Below are 16,005 nucleotides of genomic sequence, written 5' to 3'. Positions count from 1 at the left end.
ACGATTCCGAAACGAACGTCAGATTACCCCTTCCCGACGCCGGCGTCCCCTCCGTCGGCGGGATCGAGGACGTCCCGGTCCCGGCCCCGAAGCCGAGCGATCGTCTCCCGAACCGTCTCGACGTCCTCGGGGTAGGTGCCGTAGACGATCTCGTCGGCGTGGGGCTGGACTCGTCGGGTGACGTCGGCGAGTCGCTCGGGGTCGATCTCGGCTCCCGAGAGCTGGATCGAAAGCGAGACCTCGAGTTCCGCGAGGCGACGCGCGAACCCGCGAGCCAGCGACTCGACCCAGTAGCTCGTCCCGTAACCGGGGCCACAGAGCGGTACGAGGACGCCGTCGACGTGAGCCGCGAGCGTCTCCGGATCGAGCCCCGCACGCGCCCGGAGGTCGCCCGGATAGGGATCGGGGTACAGCGTCGCGAGCAGGTCGCCGTCGACCCGGCTCGCGGCCGCCGCGACGAACGCGGTGATCGTTTCGGTGCGCCAGGCGGCGCGGTCGGCGTGCTCGCTCGCCGCGAACCGCCCCTCGCAGCGCTCGCACCGGCAGAACTCCTCGCCGGGAAAGCCAAGCGTGGTGAGTCGTACGTCGCCTGCAGTCTCTCCGATCCGCTCGAGCAGTCCCTCGCGGTAGTCGGGATCGGTCGGACAGACGGTCCCCCAGTGGTGGCCCTCGGCGTCGGGTGTCGCGCGCGTTCCGTCGGCGTCGACGGCCGCCCGCTCCGGTTCGTCGCGAACCGTCTCCGTATCGCCCCAGCAAGCAATGGAGCTGACCGTCTCGGGGAGCGGCGACTGCCGTCGCCCGTCGACGGACTCGGTGAAGTAGTAGCTGCGGTCGCCGACGCCCGACCGCGCCAGCTCGCAGTCGTCGGTGAGGATGGCGTACATGGCTCGCAGTGCCGCGCGAACGACCTTAAAAGGTTACTCGTCCCACGACCGCCTGAGCGTTACCCGTCTCGCGATCGCGAGCGTTACTCGTCCCACGACCGCCCGATCGTTACTCGTCTCGCGACGGCCGAACCGCTACTCTCCGCTACAGATCTCGACGAAGTTCCGCAGGATCTGCAGTCCCGTCTCGCCGCTCTTCTCGGGGTGGAACTGCGTGCCGAAGACGGTACCGTCCTCGTTGGCGACGATCGCGGGGAACTCGCGCTCGTAGTCGGTCGTCGCCACCGTCGCGTCCTCGTCCTCGGGAACCGCGTAGTAGGAGTGGACGAAGTAGGCGTACCGTCCGTCGACTCCTTCCACGAGGGGGTGGTCGCGCTCGACCGACAGCTCGTTCCAGCCCATGTGGGGGACTTTCTGGCCCTCGGCGAAGCGGACGTTCGTTCCCGGAATCAGATCGAGTCCCTGGACCGCGGACTCGCCCTCGTTCGCTCCCTCCTCGCTGGTCGTCAGCAACATCTGCATGCCGAGACAGATCCCGAACAGCGGCGTGCCGGCGTCGGCGACCGCGAGTAAGTCCTCGCGGAGCGGGTCGGCGTTCTCGACGCCCTCGCGGAACGCGCCGACGCCGGGGAGGACGACCCCGTCGGCGTCGGCGAACGCCTCGGGATCGTCGGTGATCTCGACGTCGGCGCCCGCGCGTTCGAGTCCGCGGGTGACGCTGCGGAGGTTGCCGAGACCGTAGTCGACGACCACGACATCGGCGAGCGACTGCTGCTGGTCGGACGTGACGGTGTTCATGCTCCGATCTCGGTGGGGCGGAAGGAAGTGTATTACCATTGCCGCAGCTTCCTGGCCCCACCCACCCCTCCAGCGTCGAGTGCGAACCCAGGAGTTACTACCCGCACCGTTCGTAGCTACTCCTATGGTCGAAACCGATCCGGAGACCGTAGTACAGGACTACTACGACGCCGTCGACGACGAGCGGTACGACGATCTCGTCGAACTGTTCGCCGAGGACGTCCGCTACGAACGGCCGGGCCAGGGTGCGATCGAGGGCCGCGAGGAGCTTCGGGAGTTCTACCTCGAGGGGCGTCCGCTCGAGAACGGCAGCCACGAGGTCGACGACCTCGTCGTCGAGGACGACACGGTCGCCGTGCGGGGGACGTTCTCCGGCCGACAGGACGGCGAGGACGTCGGCTTCGCCTTCGCCGATTTCCACGAGTTCGAGGCCGGGAAGATCGCGCGGCGCTACTCGTTTACGGATCGCGACGAGGTGTAGGGACCCGACGTCCGATCCGCGGTGTCGGCGCTTGCGACGTGTACAGCGTCAGAACCCGTCGAGACGCGTCTGGCCTCCTTCCGATCCGTCGACGTCCGCGAGCTCTGCGGCGCGTTCGATCGCGTCCGCGAACGTCTCCTCCTGACTGCGGTCGTACAGCGTCGCCGCGGGGTGGACACAGATCAGCAATCGGCGCGGCGTCCCCTCGATGCGGATCTCTTCGACGGAGCCGGCTTCTTTCGTCACCGACACCGAGCGATCCAGCAGGTGTTCGGTCGGCACCTTCCCGAGCGTGACGATCACGTCCGGATCGAGCCGATCGATCTCCGTCTCGAGGTAGCCCCGGCAGTTCTCGAGTTCCTCCGTCGTGGGATCCCGGTTCTCCGGCGGCCGACAGCGCACGCAGTTGGTGATCCGAACCGTCTCCCGATCCAGACCGACCGTCCGCAGCTGGTCGTCGAGGACGGAGCCGCTCCGGCCGACGAACGGCTCGCCCTGTTCGTCTTCGTTCGCCCCGGGGCCTTCGCCGACGAACAGCACGTCCGCGTCCTCGGGGCCGGTGCCGTTGACGATCCGACTCCGCGACTCGACGAGCTTCGGACAGCGCGTACACTGTGTCACGCGGAGATCTTCCATCGCTCCCATGGCGGTGGCTCAGACGGCGACCTACTACGTCTTTCGGGTCGCGGCTGCCGGCCGTCCCCGAACCGGAATCACTCGCCGAGAAGCGCGTTCGCGTACGAATCGGCCGCCCGAGCGGCCTGACGGGCGACCCGGATCGGCTCCGGACGACCGCCTTCCGGCGTGAACGCGCGGACGACGTCGGCAGCGTCCTCGGGCTCGAGGCCGACGCTGCGGACGTAGACCGTCTCGCCGTCGACCGACACCGGTCGACGCTCCGGCAGTCGGCGATACCGATCCAGCCGCGCTTCGAGCGCCGGTCCGGAGAAGGCGTCCTCGAGCCCGGCTTCGAGCCCCTCGCTGTCCTCGAACGTTACCGACACCACCGGCTGTTGGACTCGTCGTTCGATCGCCGAAAGATCGAGAACGTTGAACCACGCGGGCGCGATTGCGCCGAGCAACACGTATCTGACGTCTGGTCGACCGAGGTCGTCGATCAGTTCGCACACGGCGTCGGTCGCGTCGGTGCCACCCACGGTACACCGTCGGTAGCCGAGCCCGTCGACGACGCGGTCGGCACGGACGACGGCCCCGGCGACCGTGCTGCGTTCCGTGGTCGACGACTCACCGCGGAACGACTCGGCGACGCCGAGCGCCCGCGTCCCGGCCTTCATTCGGGGTCGTCTTTGATATCCTTGAGGCGATCGAGCAGCTCGTCGCTCGAGGCGCCGTTCTCGAACTCGATCGAGCCCTCGTGTTGGTTCTGTTCCGACTGGACAGCGTCGTCCTCGTCGAAATCGGCCTCGACCTCCTGTTGCTCGGATTCATCGTAGCTCCCGAATCCCATACAGTGTATAGTTGGAGAGTAGGACTGAAAAGTTTCGTGGTGGTCGTCATTTAACCACCTTAAATATCAACTACCGAACCGGTCCGGGCCGGGAACGTTCCGACACGACCTTCGAGAACTCATCCAGGGACCGCGACTCCGGCAGTACCGTTTTGCCGTCGGCTCACGACCGATCCCGTATGGAGGTTCATCACGTCACCGAGGACGCGGAGACGTTCACCTGTAACGCCTACCTCGCCACGGGCGAACGAACGACGCTGGTCGACGCCGGCTCGTGGGACGGTATCGTCGACGAGGTCCGTAGCCACACCGACGAACTCGACGCGGTCGCGATGACCCACCAGCACGGCGACCACGTCGAGCAGCTCGAGGCCGTCTGCGAGGCCCTCGATCCCGACGTATACGCCTACGACCACCATCCGACGCGGACGTCCTCGATCGAGGACGGCGACACGGTCCGGATCGGCGACGAGGAGTTCGAAGTCGTCTACACGCCCGGTCACGCCGACGACCACGTCTCGTTCGTCTCTGAGACGACGCTGTTTTCGGGGGACGTGGTCGTCCACGACGACGGCGCCTTCGACTACGGCAGCTTCGGCCGCACCGACATGGCCGGCCAGTCCCGGGAACGGCTCATCGAGAGCATTGAGGACCTGCTCGAGCGAATGCCGGAGGGAGTCGAACACATGTACGCGGGCCACGGTGGGGCCTTCCACGGCGACGTCCGGGACGTCGTGGAGACGGCGCTCGAGCGTGCGGAGAAGCGAGAGCCGAAGTACCCCGACGAGTAGCGCTCCGGTTCGACGCGGACCCGAGACTGTCGGTGCTGGGAGCAGAGAACGCTGCGGGCCAAAACACGGCCCGCGGAGAACGACTCGTTACGCCGCTCGTGGCTCGGTCGCCTTCGGGCGGAGGTTCTTGTAGCCGCACTTGCGGCAGCTGTCGGCGTCGCGCGGGTTGCGAGCGTTACAGCGCATGCAGATCATCTTCTGGAGCGTCCGGCTTTCGGCGGCGTCGAAACTTGGCATGTCGCTCCGTTGGCCCGTAGTGCATATAACCGCTGTGGTCCGCCGAGAGCGAGCCCAATAGTTATCGTTTTCCGACACGAACCGTCGCCCATGTCCGGACCGGTCCACGAGTGGTCGGCGCTGCCGGCCGAGACGCCGTTCCGCCGGGTTCTGGTGTACGCCCCGTACGGCCTGTACGGGGGGTTCGGCGCGTGGATCGTCGCGGCCGCCGTCGTCCTCGTCATCGGCCAGGCGCTGATCGGTTCACCCGTCGCGCTCGCACTCGTCGTCGCGCTCGTCGGCGGCCCCGTCTCGATCGTCGCCTGCTGGCTGGTTGTTCGCCACGACAGCCTCCCGACGTGGCTCGATAGGCTGTACCTGACCGATCGACTCAGCCTCCGGGGCCTGGCGCTCGCGATCGCCGTCGGCGCCGCGGCGGTCGGCGTCGTCGGCGTTCTCTGGCCGAGAGCGACGTTCCTGCTGGTCTTCCTCGGAACGATGGTCCTGGCGATCGTCTCGAGCGCCGCGGAGGCAACCGTCGAGTTCGCGCCGTCAGAACGCCGCGTCACGGTGCGAAACGACCGCCGGCGCGACAGCGGTGGGACGAAGCGGATCGATCTCGCGAACGTCACGGCCGCTCACCGGCTCTCGCTTGGAACGGTAAGCCTGTACGTCTGCCGACGCGTCGGCGCGAGCCCGACGATCGTCTCCGTCCCCGACCGTCACCGCCCGACGTTCGAACGCGCACTCGAGGACGGGACCGAAGCGGCGCCGACCGCGGCGCCGAGGACGCCGAGCACGACCCGACCGATGCGGATCGTCCTCGGACTCGTCGCCGTCAAGTTTGCCGGTCTCGGGCTGGCAGTCGGCTATTTTGCTGCCAGTGAACCGGGCGGAGACGTCGGTCGAGTGCTGGCCGTCGTCCCGGTGTTGCTGTTGGGCGGCGGTGTCACGTTCGGCTACGCCTGCTACGAGTGGTGGCTCGCACGCCGCCAGCGGGCCAGCGCGAGCGGTCGCGGGCGTCCCGACGCGGATCGGCGCTGAGCTCAGGCCGCGTCCTCGTCGGCCAGATACTCCTCCTGGACCGCGACGACCTCGCTCGAGTCCGCACACTCGCTGTACCGACGTAGCGGTTCCTCGTTGAGCGTCAGGAACGTCTCCCCCCAGCGGAACGGTTCGAGCAGCTCCTCGGCCCGCTCCCGGGCGCCGAGGATACAGCAGGCGGCCGCCAGCGCCTCGACGGTCGTCAGCCGGAACGGACGGCCGTAGTTGACCGGGTTCGCGGCCACGAGGAAGGGCAGCGCCCGATGGACCCCGTTCATCCGGAACGCGGCCTCCTCGGCGGACTCCCAGGAGCAGTCGAGCGCGACCAGCGTCCCCAGGGCCTCATCGGCGTCGGCCGGCGAGAGCGCCCGCTCGGCGTGGGGGTTGAGAACGACGCCGTAGGGCACCTGTCCCATCGTCCGGTACAGCGTCGCCTCGTCGAACTGCTCGAGCCGGCGCGCGGTGCACTTCTCGGGATCGTCGTCGCCCTCGTAGTAGACGTGACACTCCACGGTCAACCGACGGTAGGTCCGGCGACGAAAAAAGCGAGTCGATGCGACCCCACCGATTCAGTTCGGCGTCCCGGCCCGCCCCGAACGTCCTCGAATCCGGAGGTACTCGAGACCGCCGACGACGAGTGCGAGCGCGAAGGGAACGAACCACAACACCGCGTAGGTGATCATCGGCGACGGGGAGGCACCCAGGTGGACGGTGTCGTGTACGTAGCGCCACGTGCGAACGGTGGCGAGCGCGAAACCGACCGCGACGACCACCGCGGGCAACCGCAGCCCCCAGCGGGCGTACAGCAGCGTCGGAACCGCGCCGAGCGCGACGAGGCCGGTCACCACGAGTGCGAGCATGGCGTACTCGACCGGCTGTGCGGCGAACGGTTCGCTGACGATACCGGAGACGCCGTCGCCGGCCGCCTCGGCGACGAGGACGACCGTGAGCAGATGACCGACGCCGACGCCGAGGCTCGCGATGATCGTCCCTCTCGAGACCGACTCGAGCACCCGTTCCCGGTTCCGGACCGCGTGCTCGAGCGCGATCAGGACGGTTCCGCCGACGCAGGCGAACGCGAGCGCGCGAGTGACGGCGCCGAAGGTCAGAAAGTACGGCCCGAGCCCGAGGTCGCCGAGATGAGGGACGAGCGCGAGGACGACTACCGAGACGAGGACGGCGGTCCACGTTCCGGAACGAACCGCGAGCGCGGCGACGAAAGCGAACCCGCCCACCGAGACGAAAAACAGGATCCAGGGCGGCGTCCCGACCGCGAGGTCGTACCCCATCGCGGCGAGATACGCGAGCATGACGACCGAAAGCCCGACCGCGGAGAGAGCCACCACGTCGTCGCGAACTGACATATCAGGGAGCTACGAGAGGACCCGTCAAAACGGTATCGGCGCCCGAACCGCGATCGCGGACGTCGTCCTCGTCACTCCTCGTGGATCGCCTCGCCGCGGTTCAGCCGCGCGGCGATCGTAAATGTCTGTTCGGCCTCCCGACGGGTCGGGAAGTGCGCGGCCATGTACCGGGCCGTGGCGATCAGCGGAACGCGCCGACGGAGCTCGCGGTCGACGCTCCCGGTGCGCTCGCCGCTCGAGCGTCCCTCGGCGAGATCGAACTGCCGGATCGCGGCCTCGACGTTCTGGATCGTGTGGAAGCCCGCGTCTTCCCGCAAGAGCCCGCGTCCGAGGACTCGTTTCAGCTCCTCGGGGTCGCCCCCACAGTCGAGGAACTCCCCGACGAGCCGTCCCGCCTCATCGACCTCGCCCTCGACGTCGAACGTCGTGAGCAGGTCCGCGAGGACGTCCGCGGGCTCCCTGTCGGTGTCGGTGGCGCCCGGCTCCGGGATCGGCGCGGGCGGCGTGTTGAGGAAGCGATCGAGGTAGACGCTGAGCGCGGCGTCGAAGACGCCCCGGTAGAGCTCGACCGCGTCGGTCCGACGGGTCGCGCCGTGGACGGCGTTGGCGTAGGTGAACGTGTGATGGACCGTGTTCCAGTCGGCGAACTCGTTGCCCGTCCCGAACTGCGCGACCCGCGTCGCGGCCGCGTGTGCGACCTCGCTCGCGAGGTTCTCGCTCGCCGCACCCTCCCGGATCGCGTCCGCAAGCGCCGCAACGATCGCCTCGGGGTCGTCCGAAAGCAGCGTCTCCTGGAGGTCGGCCGGTGGCTCCCAGTCCGCGCTCGCGGCCTCGGCGACCAGGTCCTCGAGCCCCTCCGTTTCGGTGACGTCGCCGCCGTAGACGTCCTCGAGCAGGGCGACGAGGTCGACGGGCTGGCGCCACGCCGAGCGCTCGTCGCTTCGCCCGGCGGTGACCAGCGGCTCGACCAGACTCGCGAGGACGTCGTCGGTGTGCTCGCGACCGGCGTGCTCGAGGCTCTCGAAGGCCTTGTTCGCGAAGTCCAGCACGTGCCCGGTCGAGAGGTAGGGGTGGTCGGTCGCCGCGGCGAAGACCAGCTCGGCGAGTTCGCCCGCGGATCGGTCGGCGGCGACGGCGGTTCGCAGACACCGCTCCGCGCCGTCGGCGTCCCGGACCTCGACGCAGTCGCGGAACCAGCGCTTCAATCGGTCGAACGCGACCTCGCGGGTCGAGAACGAGGGCTGGTCGAAGCTCGGCGGTTCCCCCACGCAGTCGTCGGCGACGCGGCGGGCCCCGGTGTACAGCGCTCGCTTCCGGTCCTCGGGTTCGAGGACGTCGATCGTATTCGCCAGACAGCCCAGGATCGTCAGCCCCGACCCCCAGCCGTCCTCGCGGTAGCTGGTGCCAAAGTCGAGGACGGTCGCGGTCGGCTCGCGGTAGTCGACGCCGGCGTCGAGCAGGCCGATCGTCGCCTTCGCCAGGACGAGCCCGAGGTTCTCCTCGAGCCCGGCCTCGAGGCGGCTCGCCCAGCGTTCGGCGGGCGGGCGCTCGCGATCGGGTGTCGGATTCACGCGGACGTCGCCGTCCCGAACCTCGACGGGGTAGGTCTGGACGTCGTCGGCCCAGGGATCGAACGTGTCTCCGCAGGCGAGTTCGAACCGCGCGTGGTGCCAGTGGCAGGTGAGGACGCCGTCGTCGACGGTCCCCTCCGAGAGGGGAAATCCCATGTGCGGACAGCGGTTGTCGACGGCCCGCACCTCGCCTTCGTGGTAGAACAGCGCCAGCGGCGTCCCGTCGACGCCGACCTGCGCGCGGCCCTGCTCACGCAGTTCCTCGAGCGAGACGGCCGTCCGGAAGTCGTCGGTCGCCATGCGTATGGTATTGCGGGGCACGGCCGTAAGCGTTCCCGGGGACGACGTCTGCGCCTGCGTCTGTTCGGTTCCGGAGAAGCGAGCCAAACCTCGCACGCCGAGGACGGCACTTTTCTCCCTGCCGCCGAGAGCTATGGGTATGGACGCCGTCGCCCTCGTCGAACGCTACTACGAGTCGCTCGACGCCCACGAGTACGCGGCCCTCGAGGACGTCCTCGCCCCCGAGTTCGTCCAGCAACGCCCCGATCGTCGCTTCGAGGACCGGGAGTCGTTCGTCCGGTTCATGCGCGAGGACCGCCCGAACGCGGAGACGCGTCACGAGCTCGACGGCGTCCTCGCGGACGGCGGAGCCGTCGCGGCCCGGGGTCGCGTCTGTGACGACGCCGACGACACAGTCCTGTTCGAGTTCGCCGACTTCTTCCGAATCGAAGCGGGAGCGATCGTCCGCCTCGAGACGTACAGCCGCTGAGGGGCGGTTACGGACGGGATCCCACGGGAACAACCGGTGGAACTTTTGGTCACCGGTCCGAACGTATCAACTGATCATGAGCTCGGCCACGCGCTCTACCGGCGTCGGACGACGGGCGGTCTCGGGCGGTCTCGGCGCGCTCGTCGATCCCCAGACTTACAAGAACGTCCTCTATCTCTTCCTGGCGATCCCGCTCGGGTTTTTCTACCACATGCTGTTCGGCGTCGGGCTGATCGCGGGGCTCGTGCTGTCGGTCGTCCTCGTCGGTGTGGTGATCCTCTTCGGAACGCTGCTCGCCGCCCGCGTCGTCGCGGGGTTCGAACGCCAGCTCGCCAACGTCTTGCTCGATACCGACCTCCGGGCGTACGACGACCTCGAGGCGACCGACGGCACGCGGTCGCGGCTCCGAGCGTTCCTCGACGCCCCCTCGACCTGGCGGGCGGTCGGCTTCCTCTCGCTGAAGGTGCCGATCGCGATCGTCGCCGTTCTCGGGCTCTTCTTGCTGGCGTCGATCGCGTCGCTGCTCGCGGCGCCGCTCCGGTATCCGACGACCGCCGAGTTCGGCGAGATAAACGGCGAACCGGTCACGTGGGCGATCGAGACGGCGCCAGAAGCCGCGCTGGCGGGCGTACTCGGCGCGGTGGGGTTGATCGTCTTCGTTCACCTCGCGAACGGCGTCGCCTACGTCTGTGCAAGGATCTGTGCGGCGCTTGTGGGCGAGCCCGCTGCGGCGTCGGCGTCTGATTCGTGAGAGTCTCCCGACGGGCCCGTGGCCGCAACCACTACGGCATCGGCCCCGAAACGATCGCTCGATGTCTTCAGTACGGAGCATTCTCCGCGGACTGCTCGCGAGCGCGATCGGGATCGTCGTCGTCGGCCTGCTGGCGACGGTCGTGTTCACGGTCGCGATCTTCGTTGTCTCGACGGGTGCGGGACTGGCGGGCTACGAACCCAGCGCCGACTTCGTCGTCCTCTCAGCGGCGTTGGTCGTCGTCGCCGTCATCCTCACGGGTGGGTTCACGCCCCGGCTGTCGAACTCCGGGTCCGAGGACTCGAGCGACGGCGCCACGTTCGACGATCGGACGTACAACTGATCCTCGCGACGGCCGCGCGGTTCACGGCTCGAGGGGCTCGAGGCTCCCTCGACCTGGCGGGCGGTCGGCTTCCGCTCGCTGAAAGTCCCGATCGCGATCGTCGCCGTCCTCGGGCTCTTCCGACCGGTTTCGGTCGCGTCGCTGCTCGCGGCGCCGCTCCGGTATCCGACGGCCGCCGAGTTCGGCGAGATAAACGCCGACGACGATTCGACCGCAACCCCGTCGTCGACGTTCCTAATCGTTTATCTCGGTAGTGGCGGTTTCACATCCTCACACGCCGGTCGTCGACTCGAGACGGGTACCGCGTGTCACGTTCGAGTTCGAGCGACGACGGCGTCACTTCCTGGGCGCTTGCTACCCGGTTCGATCGTCCCAACATCCGAACTACCGGTCTCGACCCTGGTACGTGTTACCTATGAACTTTCCTGCGGAAACTCCGTGCAATTATTGTGATCAATGTGCGGTTTAACGATCACTATAATTCAACACCGACCCGTATGCGAGACAGCTGCGATACCGAACCCCACTGCGTTCACCTCGAGAGACGGAAGCTCCGACAGCGGCTCCAGTCGGGCGGAACGTCGATGGCCGGTTCGAGCGTGAGGGGAGACCGATGACCGACGACGAGACGCCGAACGGTGAGACCGCCGACTACCTCGACAGCAGGATACACATGTTCAAGCCTGCAACGCCGTTCATGCGGGATCACCTGAAGGTGATTTGGGGACTGTTCGCCGTCTGGGTACTGGTCACGTTCGGGCCGGTGACGGCGACCTGGATCGCGACGGACACCATGACCAGTACGCAGGTGTTTGGCTTTCAGCTTCACTACTTCCTGACCGCACTCGGCTCTCCGATCGGCGTGTTCGTCCTGTGTGTGGCCTACGCGTGGCAGCGCGATCGGCTGGACGCGCAGTACGGCGTGAGCCACGAGGTGTCGACCGAAGCCGACGGCGATGCCGGCCAGCACGTCGCTGCCGACGGTGGTGAACGCGCGTGATCGAAGCGGCGGTTCTCGAGATCAACACCGGTCTCTTCGACGGCGGTTTCAAGCTCGTCCCGGCGCTGACGCTCACGGTGATGCTGGCGCTGTTTCTCGGCGTCGGCTGGTTCTTCCGCGTCGCGGCGGTCGACGATATGTGGGTCGCCGGCCGTTCGATCGGGGCGATCGAGAACGGGATGGCGATCGCGGCGAACTGGATGAGCGTCGCCGCCTACCTCGGAGTTGCCTCGACGGTCGCGCTGCTTGGCTACTTCGGGCTGGCGTACGTCGTCGGCTGGACGGCCGGTTATTTCATCCTACTTATCTTTCTGGCCGCGCAGTTTCGCCGGTTCGGGAAGTTCACCGCCCCCGACTTCGTCGGCGATCGGTACTACTCCGATCTCGGCCGTGCGATCGCGGCGTCGACGACCCTGCTGATCGCGTTCGTCTACATCATCGCGCAAGGAAACGGGCTCGGCCTGATGGCCCAGTACATCTTCGGCGTCTCCTACGAGGTCGGCGTGATTCTGCTGATGGCGATCACGATCGGGTACGTCGCGCTCTCGGGGATGCTCGGTGCGACCAAGAACATGGCACTGCAGTACGTCATCCTCATCGGTGCGTTCCTCCTCGGACTGTACGCGACCGGCTGGACGCAGGGATGGTCGACGGTCGTGCCGTTCGTCGAGTACGGCGAACAGGCGACCGCGATGGCCGAGATCGAGCGCCAGTACACCGAACCGTTCCAGGACGCCGGGTACTACCACTGGATCGCGCTCTGTGTCAGCCTGATCGCAGGGACCTGCGGTCTGCCCCACGTGCTCGTCCGGTTCTACACCGCCGACAACGAGCGCAATGCCCGCTGGGCGACCGTCTGGGGGCTGCTCTTTACCCTGCTGTTGTTCCTGGGAACGACGGCGTACGCCGCGTTCGGCTCGTTGCTGTACCAGGACAACGTCGGCGAGTACACCGAGATGACCGGGACGGAGTCCGACACGCTCGTTGTACTGACCGCGTACCTCGCTGATCTTCCGGAGTGGCTCGTCGGTATCGTCGCTGCCGGCGCGATCGCGGCCGGACTGGCGACGACCGCCGGCCTGTTCATTTCCGCGTCGTCCGCCGCGGCACACGACATCTACACGAATCTCTACAAGGAGGACGCGACCGCGCGCGAACAGCTGCTCGTCGGTCGGTCGACGATCCTCGTGCTGGGTGTCGTCGTTACGTACCTGGCGCTCAACCCGCCCGCACTCATCGCCGAGGTCGTCGGGATGTCCTTCGCGCTCGCAGGGACCGTGCTGTTCCCGGTGTTCTTCCTCGGACTCTGGTGGGAAGACGCCACTCGGGAGGGCGCGATCGCCGGCATGTTCGTCGGCCTCTTCTTCGGCTTCGGGTCGATCCTCAACGAGATCCTCCCGCAGTACGTCGCCGCGCTCTCCGGGGAGGCGATCTTTCCGACGTTTGCGGTGATCGTTCCCGCGACGTCGTCGTCGCTCGTCGGCGTCCCGGCTGTCATGCTCACGATCATCGTCGTCTCGATGTTCACCGAGGAACCACCCGAGGACGTCAAACGTCTCGTTCGCCAGTGTCACAGCCCCGAACCGATGGAGACGATGCAGTCCGCGGAAGACGTCGCCACGGACGGCGGAAAACCGACCGACGAGTGAGAGTCGCGTTCGTTCTCGGCTGAACATTCAATCGATTTTAACCCGGGGAAGACCGAACCGTCGGTATGGCCCTCTCCGAATCCGTTGCTGCTGCTATCGCCGTCCTTCGGCGTCGACCGGCAGACATCCTGCCGTTCTACCTGCTCGGCGCCGCGATACCGGCGATCGTCCGCGTCCTTCCGTTTCTGGGGATCGCGGTCGCGTTCGTCTATCTCGAACTGTCCGGACGCTTAGACGCCGCGCTCACCGAGTTCGAGACCGGCGTCCCCGAACCGCCCGACCCCGAGACCGATCCGGAGGCGTTCGAGGCCTGGGCCGAGAACGTCGCCCCGCTGGCAGAACAGCTGTTCCCGTTCGAACTCCAGGTGCTCGCGATCGCGGTCGTCCTCGGATCGATCGTGCTCGCAGTCGCCCTCTACGCGGCCGTCTCGGCCGCACAGCTCTCGTCCTGCTACGGCCGGCTCCGGGACGACCGCGGACTCGTCATCGGTCTCGTCGGTGCAGGCCGGTTCTGGCTCCGCTTTATCGGGCTCTACGTTCTCGAGATCGCTGCCTGGCTCGCCGTCGGCGTGCTCGTTTTCGTCGGCACCGCGTTGCTCGGCGCCGCTCTCGCGCCCGCGGCCGGGGCCGCAGCCGTTTTCGTCCTCCTGCCAGCCCTGCTCCTGGCGATCGTCGCGTTCGCGGCGATCCGGGCCGTGTTCGCGTTCGCGCCCGTCGCCGTCGTCGTCGACGACGCGGGCGTGTTCGGCTCGCTGTCGGCGACCCTTGGCTTCCTCCGGCGCCACCCGGTCGCGGCTGGCTTCTACTACGTCCTCGCGATCGGTGCCTCGGTCGCGATGTCGGTTCTCACGGGGCTGTTCGTGTTTCTCGAGGTGCCGTCGCTCGGAACGCTGCTCACGACGCTGCTCGTCTTTCCGTTTCTCGACCTGCTGAAAACGGCGCTGTACGGCGGCCCGAAGGGGAAGCTCTCTCCGCCGTCGGCCCCGGAGCGTCCGTTCCGGAGTCGCTTCGCTGACGGGCTCCGACGAGGCATGGCCGAGATGTTCTCGTTCGTCCGGGCGACGCCGTTCCTGCACGCGTTCGTCGTCGTCGCGGCCGTCGGCACGTTCTGGGCCGGCTGGGAGCTAGCCGAGCCGCTGGCCGGCACCGTCGAGACCTCGATCGACGAGCGCCTCGAGGGCCACGTCCCGCCGACGGCCGCCCTCGAGTTCTTCGGGAACAACTGGACGGTCGCGTACACGACCGCCTTCGGCGGGCTCGCGCTCGCGATTCCGGCGCTGTTCTCGCTGGCGTTCAACGGCGTCGTGCTCGGAGCCGTCGCTCGACTCGAGGTCGAGATCGCTGAACTCGCGGCGTTCGTCATCCCCCACGGGATCCTCGAGGTGCCTGCGATCTTCGTCGCCAGCGCGCTGGGGCTCTGGCTCGGCGTCGTCGGTTGGCGGGCGTTCAGGGGACGCGCGAGCCGACGCGACGTCGTCGAGGCTCTCGAGCGGGCGTTCTGGGTCGTCATCGGCCTGGGGATCGTCCTGGCCGTCGCGGCGTTCATCGAGGGGTTCGTCAGCCCGTACTACTACGAACTCTTCCTCTGAGATCCGAGGACGGCGGGACCTACTCGGGCGTCAGCCGAACGATCGGGGCGTCCGCGTCGTCGACGGCGACGTACAGTGCGCCCGAGTCGGGGTGGGTCACGACGTCCCGGATCCGCCATTCCCGGCCGTCGAGCAGCGGGTCGACTTCCTCGACGTCGGTGCCGTCGACGCTGAACCGGCCCAGGTACTCCCCGGCGAGGTTCCCGACGAACAGGTCGCCCTCCCACTCCTCGACGGCGTCGCCCTCGGAGAACGTCATCCCCGCGGGCGGGAACCCGCCGCTGTTGCACTCCCAGTAGTAGACCGGATCGACGACGTCGTCGCGATCGTCGAACTCGTCGCCGACCGGCTCGTCGGTTCCGTACTCGCAGCCGTAGTGTGCGATCGGCCAGCCGTGATCGGCGCCCTCCTCGACGATCCGGAGCATGTCGCCGTCCTCCTCGCCGTGTTCGGACTGCCAGAGCTCGCCCGTCTCGGGGTGGACCGTCATCCCCTGAGCGTTGCGATGCCCGTAGCTGTAGAGTTCGTCGAGGACGTCCTCGTCGTCGAGAAAGGGATTGTCGTCGGGGATCGACCCGTCCGGCTCGAGGCGCAGCGTCGAGCCGATGGCGGTGGTCGTGTCCTGGGAGACGTGGTCGGGACCGAACTCCTTGGAGCCCCGGTCGCCGACGGTGACGTAGGCCGTCCCGTCCTCGCCGAAGACGATCCGGGAGCCGTAGTGGTCGGTCGCATCGAGGAGCGGCTCGACGACGTACAGCTCCTCGAACTCCTCGAGACTCCCGGTCTCGGGATCGAGCTCGCCGCGGCCGAGCGCCGTGGTCGACTCGCCGTCGCCGTTCGCCGTCGCGTAGGTCAGATAGAGCCACGGCTCGTCCGGGAACTCGGGGTGGAAAGCGGCGTCGAGCAGTCCGCCCTGTCCCTCCGCGTGTACGTCCGGGGCGCCGTCGACGTCCTCGACGTCGCCGTCGTCCGGATCGAGGACGGAGAGGGCGCCCTCCCGTTCGGTCACGAGCAACCGACCGTCGTCCGGGACGACCGAGAGGCTCCAGGGGTGTTCGAAGCCGGCGGCGACCTCCTCGACCGCGAGGTCGTCGTCGCCGGACTCGTCGAGCACGCCGGCACAGCCGGCGACGGTCGCCGAGAGCGCGCCGCCGGCGGTGGCGAGGATCGTACGTCGGTTCACGCGAGGGTTTCCGACGCCGTCGGGGAAAAAGCTTCCACGGCGACTGCCGACTTCGGTGTCCTCGGAGTCGCCACCTCGGCCGGCGATCGGCCCGCTCCCGGCGG

At 67.9% G+C, this 16,005-nt stretch carries 19 protein-coding genes; 9 read left to right on the top strand and 10 right to left on the bottom strand.

Going from position 1 to position 16,005, the window contains the following annotated elements; translation table 11 throughout:
- Positions 1-23: 23 nt before the first annotated feature.
- Both NATOC_RS10755 and hisH read right to left on the bottom strand, forming a co-directional pair.
- The gene (locus NATOC_RS10755) at positions 24-884 is read right to left on the bottom strand and encodes a hypothetical protein (protein ID WP_015321467.1); all 861 of its coding nucleotides are present in this window, start codon (positions 882-884) and stop codon (positions 24-26) included.
- A gap of 135 nt (positions 885-1,019) precedes the next feature.
- Positions 1,020-1,682: an imidazole glycerol phosphate synthase subunit HisH gene (gene hisH / locus NATOC_RS10750; RefSeq protein WP_015321466.1), complete on the bottom strand. Its 663-nt coding sequence runs from the start codon at positions 1,680-1,682 to the stop codon at positions 1,020-1,022.
- 124 nt (positions 1,683-1,806) lie between these two features.
- Between hisH and NATOC_RS10745 the strand changes: the two genes are divergently transcribed.
- Complete coding sequence (locus NATOC_RS10745) at positions 1,807-2,163, top strand: nuclear transport factor 2 family protein (RefSeq protein WP_015321465.1); 357 nt, start codon at positions 1,807-1,809, stop codon at positions 2,161-2,163.
- A gap of 48 nt (positions 2,164-2,211) precedes the next feature.
- On the opposite strand, the gene NATOC_RS10740 is transcribed toward NATOC_RS10745, so the two are convergent.
- From NATOC_RS10740 to NATOC_RS10730, 3 genes are all read right to left on the bottom strand, one after another.
- Positions 2,212-2,808: a uracil-DNA glycosylase gene (locus NATOC_RS10740; protein ID WP_015321464.1), complete on the bottom strand. Its 597-nt coding sequence runs from the start codon at positions 2,806-2,808 to the stop codon at positions 2,212-2,214.
- A 68-nt stretch (positions 2,809-2,876) separates the two neighbouring features.
- Positions 2,877-3,458: an endonuclease dU gene (locus tag NATOC_RS10735; protein ID WP_015321463.1), complete on the bottom strand. Its 582-nt coding sequence runs from the start codon at positions 3,456-3,458 to the stop codon at positions 2,877-2,879.
- A complete protein-coding gene (locus NATOC_RS10730; RefSeq protein WP_015321462.1) occupies positions 3,455-3,631 on the bottom strand; it encodes a DUF5786 family protein in 177 nt (58 codons plus the stop codon). The genes NATOC_RS10735 and NATOC_RS10730 overlap by 4 nt, the downstream gene beginning before the upstream one ends.
- 179 nt (positions 3,632-3,810) lie before the next feature.
- Between NATOC_RS10730 and NATOC_RS10725 the strand changes: the two genes are divergently transcribed.
- Positions 3,811-4,422, top strand: coding sequence for an MBL fold metallo-hydrolase (locus NATOC_RS10725; RefSeq protein ID WP_015321461.1), 612 nt, complete (start codon positions 3,811-3,813; stop codon positions 4,420-4,422).
- An 87-nt stretch (positions 4,423-4,509) separates the two neighbouring features.
- Here the strand turns inward: NATOC_RS10725 and NATOC_RS10720 are convergent, their stop codons facing one another.
- The gene (locus NATOC_RS10720; RefSeq protein ID WP_015321460.1) at positions 4,510-4,659 is read right to left on the bottom strand and encodes a 50S ribosomal protein L40e; all 150 of its coding nucleotides are present in this window, start codon (positions 4,657-4,659) and stop codon (positions 4,510-4,512) included.
- Positions 4,660-4,749: 90 nt separating this feature from the next.
- Here NATOC_RS10720 and NATOC_RS10715 point away from each other — a divergent pair, with 90 nt between their 5' ends.
- The gene (locus NATOC_RS10715; protein ID WP_015321459.1) at positions 4,750-5,682 is read left to right on the top strand and encodes a hypothetical protein; all 933 of its coding nucleotides are present in this window, start codon (positions 4,750-4,752) and stop codon (positions 5,680-5,682) included.
- Positions 5,683-5,684: 2 nt separating this feature from the next.
- Here NATOC_RS10715 and NATOC_RS10710 read toward each other — a convergent pair whose 3' ends face one another.
- The 3 genes from NATOC_RS10710 to NATOC_RS10700 all read right to left on the bottom strand — a co-directional run bounded on the left by NATOC_RS10710 (position 5,685) and on the right by NATOC_RS10700 (position 8,917).
- Positions 5,685-6,194, bottom strand: a complete 510-nt coding sequence (locus NATOC_RS10710; RefSeq protein WP_015321458.1) for a DUF367 family protein — start codon at positions 6,192-6,194, stop codon at positions 5,685-5,687.
- Between the two features lie 57 nt (positions 6,195-6,251).
- Complete coding sequence (locus NATOC_RS10705; RefSeq protein WP_015321457.1) at positions 6,252-7,046, bottom strand: hypothetical protein; 795 nt, start codon at positions 7,044-7,046, stop codon at positions 6,252-6,254.
- 71 nt (positions 7,047-7,117) lie between these two features.
- Positions 7,118-8,917, bottom strand: a complete 1,800-nt coding sequence (locus NATOC_RS10700) for a Rieske 2Fe-2S domain-containing protein (RefSeq protein ID WP_015321456.1) — start codon at positions 8,915-8,917, stop codon at positions 7,118-7,120.
- A 139-nt stretch (positions 8,918-9,056) separates the two neighbouring features.
- Between NATOC_RS10700 and NATOC_RS10695 the strand changes: the two genes are divergently transcribed.
- From NATOC_RS10695 to NATOC_RS10670, 6 genes are all read left to right on the top strand, one after another.
- Positions 9,057-9,386, top strand: coding sequence for a nuclear transport factor 2 family protein (locus tag NATOC_RS10695; RefSeq protein ID WP_015321455.1), 330 nt, complete (start codon positions 9,057-9,059; stop codon positions 9,384-9,386).
- A gap of 76 nt (positions 9,387-9,462) precedes the next feature.
- Positions 9,463-10,137, top strand: coding sequence for a sensor domain-containing protein (locus tag NATOC_RS10690; protein ID WP_015321454.1), 675 nt, complete (start codon positions 9,463-9,465; stop codon positions 10,135-10,137).
- A 61-nt stretch (positions 10,138-10,198) separates the two neighbouring features.
- Complete coding sequence (locus NATOC_RS10685) at positions 10,199-10,480, top strand: hypothetical protein (protein WP_015321453.1); 282 nt, start codon at positions 10,199-10,201, stop codon at positions 10,478-10,480.
- A gap of 613 nt (positions 10,481-11,093) precedes the next feature.
- Positions 11,094-11,480 (top strand): DUF4212 domain-containing protein, encoded by a 387-nt coding sequence (locus tag NATOC_RS10680; RefSeq protein ID WP_015321452.1) that lies wholly within the window; start codon positions 11,094-11,096, stop codon positions 11,478-11,480.
- On the top strand, positions 11,477-13,129 hold the full coding sequence (locus NATOC_RS10675) for a sodium:solute symporter family transporter (RefSeq protein ID WP_015321451.1): 1,653 nt from the start codon (positions 11,477-11,479) through the stop codon (positions 13,127-13,129). The genes NATOC_RS10680 and NATOC_RS10675 overlap by 4 nt, the downstream gene beginning before the upstream one ends.
- Before the next feature lie 65 nt (positions 13,130-13,194).
- Positions 13,195-14,718: a stage II sporulation protein M gene (locus tag NATOC_RS10670; protein ID WP_015321450.1), complete on the top strand. Its 1,524-nt coding sequence runs from the start codon at positions 13,195-13,197 to the stop codon at positions 14,716-14,718.
- Positions 14,719-14,737: 19 nt separating this feature from the next.
- On the opposite strand, the gene NATOC_RS10665 is transcribed toward NATOC_RS10670, so the two are convergent.
- Positions 14,738-15,901, bottom strand: a complete 1,164-nt coding sequence (locus NATOC_RS10665; protein WP_015321449.1) for a PQQ-dependent sugar dehydrogenase — start codon at positions 15,899-15,901, stop codon at positions 14,738-14,740.
- Positions 15,902-16,005 lie beyond the last annotated feature (104 nt).

The sequence above is a fragment of the Natronococcus occultus SP4 genome (genome assembly GCF_000328685.1).
GTDB lineage: Archaea > Halobacteriota > Halobacteria > Halobacteriales > Natrialbaceae > Natronococcus > Natronococcus occultus.
The sequence above is the reverse complement of the archived record's forward strand: the minus strand, read 5'-3'. Positions and strand labels throughout refer to the sequence as shown.

Coding starts and splice junctions, on each gene's coding strand:
- NATOC_RS10715 (WP_015321459.1), top strand. CDS start 4,750: ATGTCCGGACCGGTCCACGAGTGGTCGGCGCTGCCGGCCGAGACGCCG.
- NATOC_RS10700 (WP_015321456.1), bottom strand. CDS start 8,917: ATGGCGACCGACGACTTCCGGACGGCCGTCTCGCTCGAGGAACTGCGT.
- NATOC_RS10730 (WP_015321462.1), bottom strand. CDS start 3,631: ATGGGATTCGGGAGCTACGATGAATCCGAGCAACAGGAGGTCGAGGCC.
- NATOC_RS10735 (WP_015321463.1), bottom strand. CDS start 3,458: ATGAAGGCCGGGACGCGGGCGCTCGGCGTCGCCGAGTCGTTCCGCGGT.
- NATOC_RS10745 (WP_015321465.1), top strand. CDS start 1,807: ATGGTCGAAACCGATCCGGAGACCGTAGTACAGGACTACTACGACGCC.
- NATOC_RS10680 (WP_015321452.1), top strand. CDS start 11,094: ATGACCGACGACGAGACGCCGAACGGTGAGACCGCCGACTACCTCGAC.
- NATOC_RS10695 (WP_015321455.1), top strand. CDS start 9,057: ATGGACGCCGTCGCCCTCGTCGAACGCTACTACGAGTCGCTCGACGCC.
- NATOC_RS10690 (WP_015321454.1), top strand. CDS start 9,463: ATGAGCTCGGCCACGCGCTCTACCGGCGTCGGACGACGGGCGGTCTCG.
- hisH (WP_015321466.1), bottom strand. CDS start 1,682: ATGAACACCGTCACGTCCGACCAGCAGCAGTCGCTCGCCGATGTCGTG.
- NATOC_RS10705 (WP_015321457.1), bottom strand. CDS start 7,046: ATGTCAGTTCGCGACGACGTGGTGGCTCTCTCCGCGGTCGGGCTTTCG.
- NATOC_RS10725 (WP_015321461.1), top strand. CDS start 3,811: ATGGAGGTTCATCACGTCACCGAGGACGCGGAGACGTTCACCTGTAAC.
- NATOC_RS10720 (WP_015321460.1), bottom strand. CDS start 4,659: ATGCCAAGTTTCGACGCCGCCGAAAGCCGGACGCTCCAGAAGATGATC.
- NATOC_RS10740 (WP_015321464.1), bottom strand. CDS start 2,808: ATGGGAGCGATGGAAGATCTCCGCGTGACACAGTGTACGCGCTGTCCG.
- NATOC_RS10670 (WP_015321450.1), top strand. CDS start 13,195: ATGGCCCTCTCCGAATCCGTTGCTGCTGCTATCGCCGTCCTTCGGCGT.
- NATOC_RS10755 (WP_015321467.1), bottom strand. CDS start 884: ATGTACGCCATCCTCACCGACGACTGCGAGCTGGCGCGGTCGGGCGTC.
- NATOC_RS10685 (WP_015321453.1), top strand. CDS start 10,199: ATGTCTTCAGTACGGAGCATTCTCCGCGGACTGCTCGCGAGCGCGATC.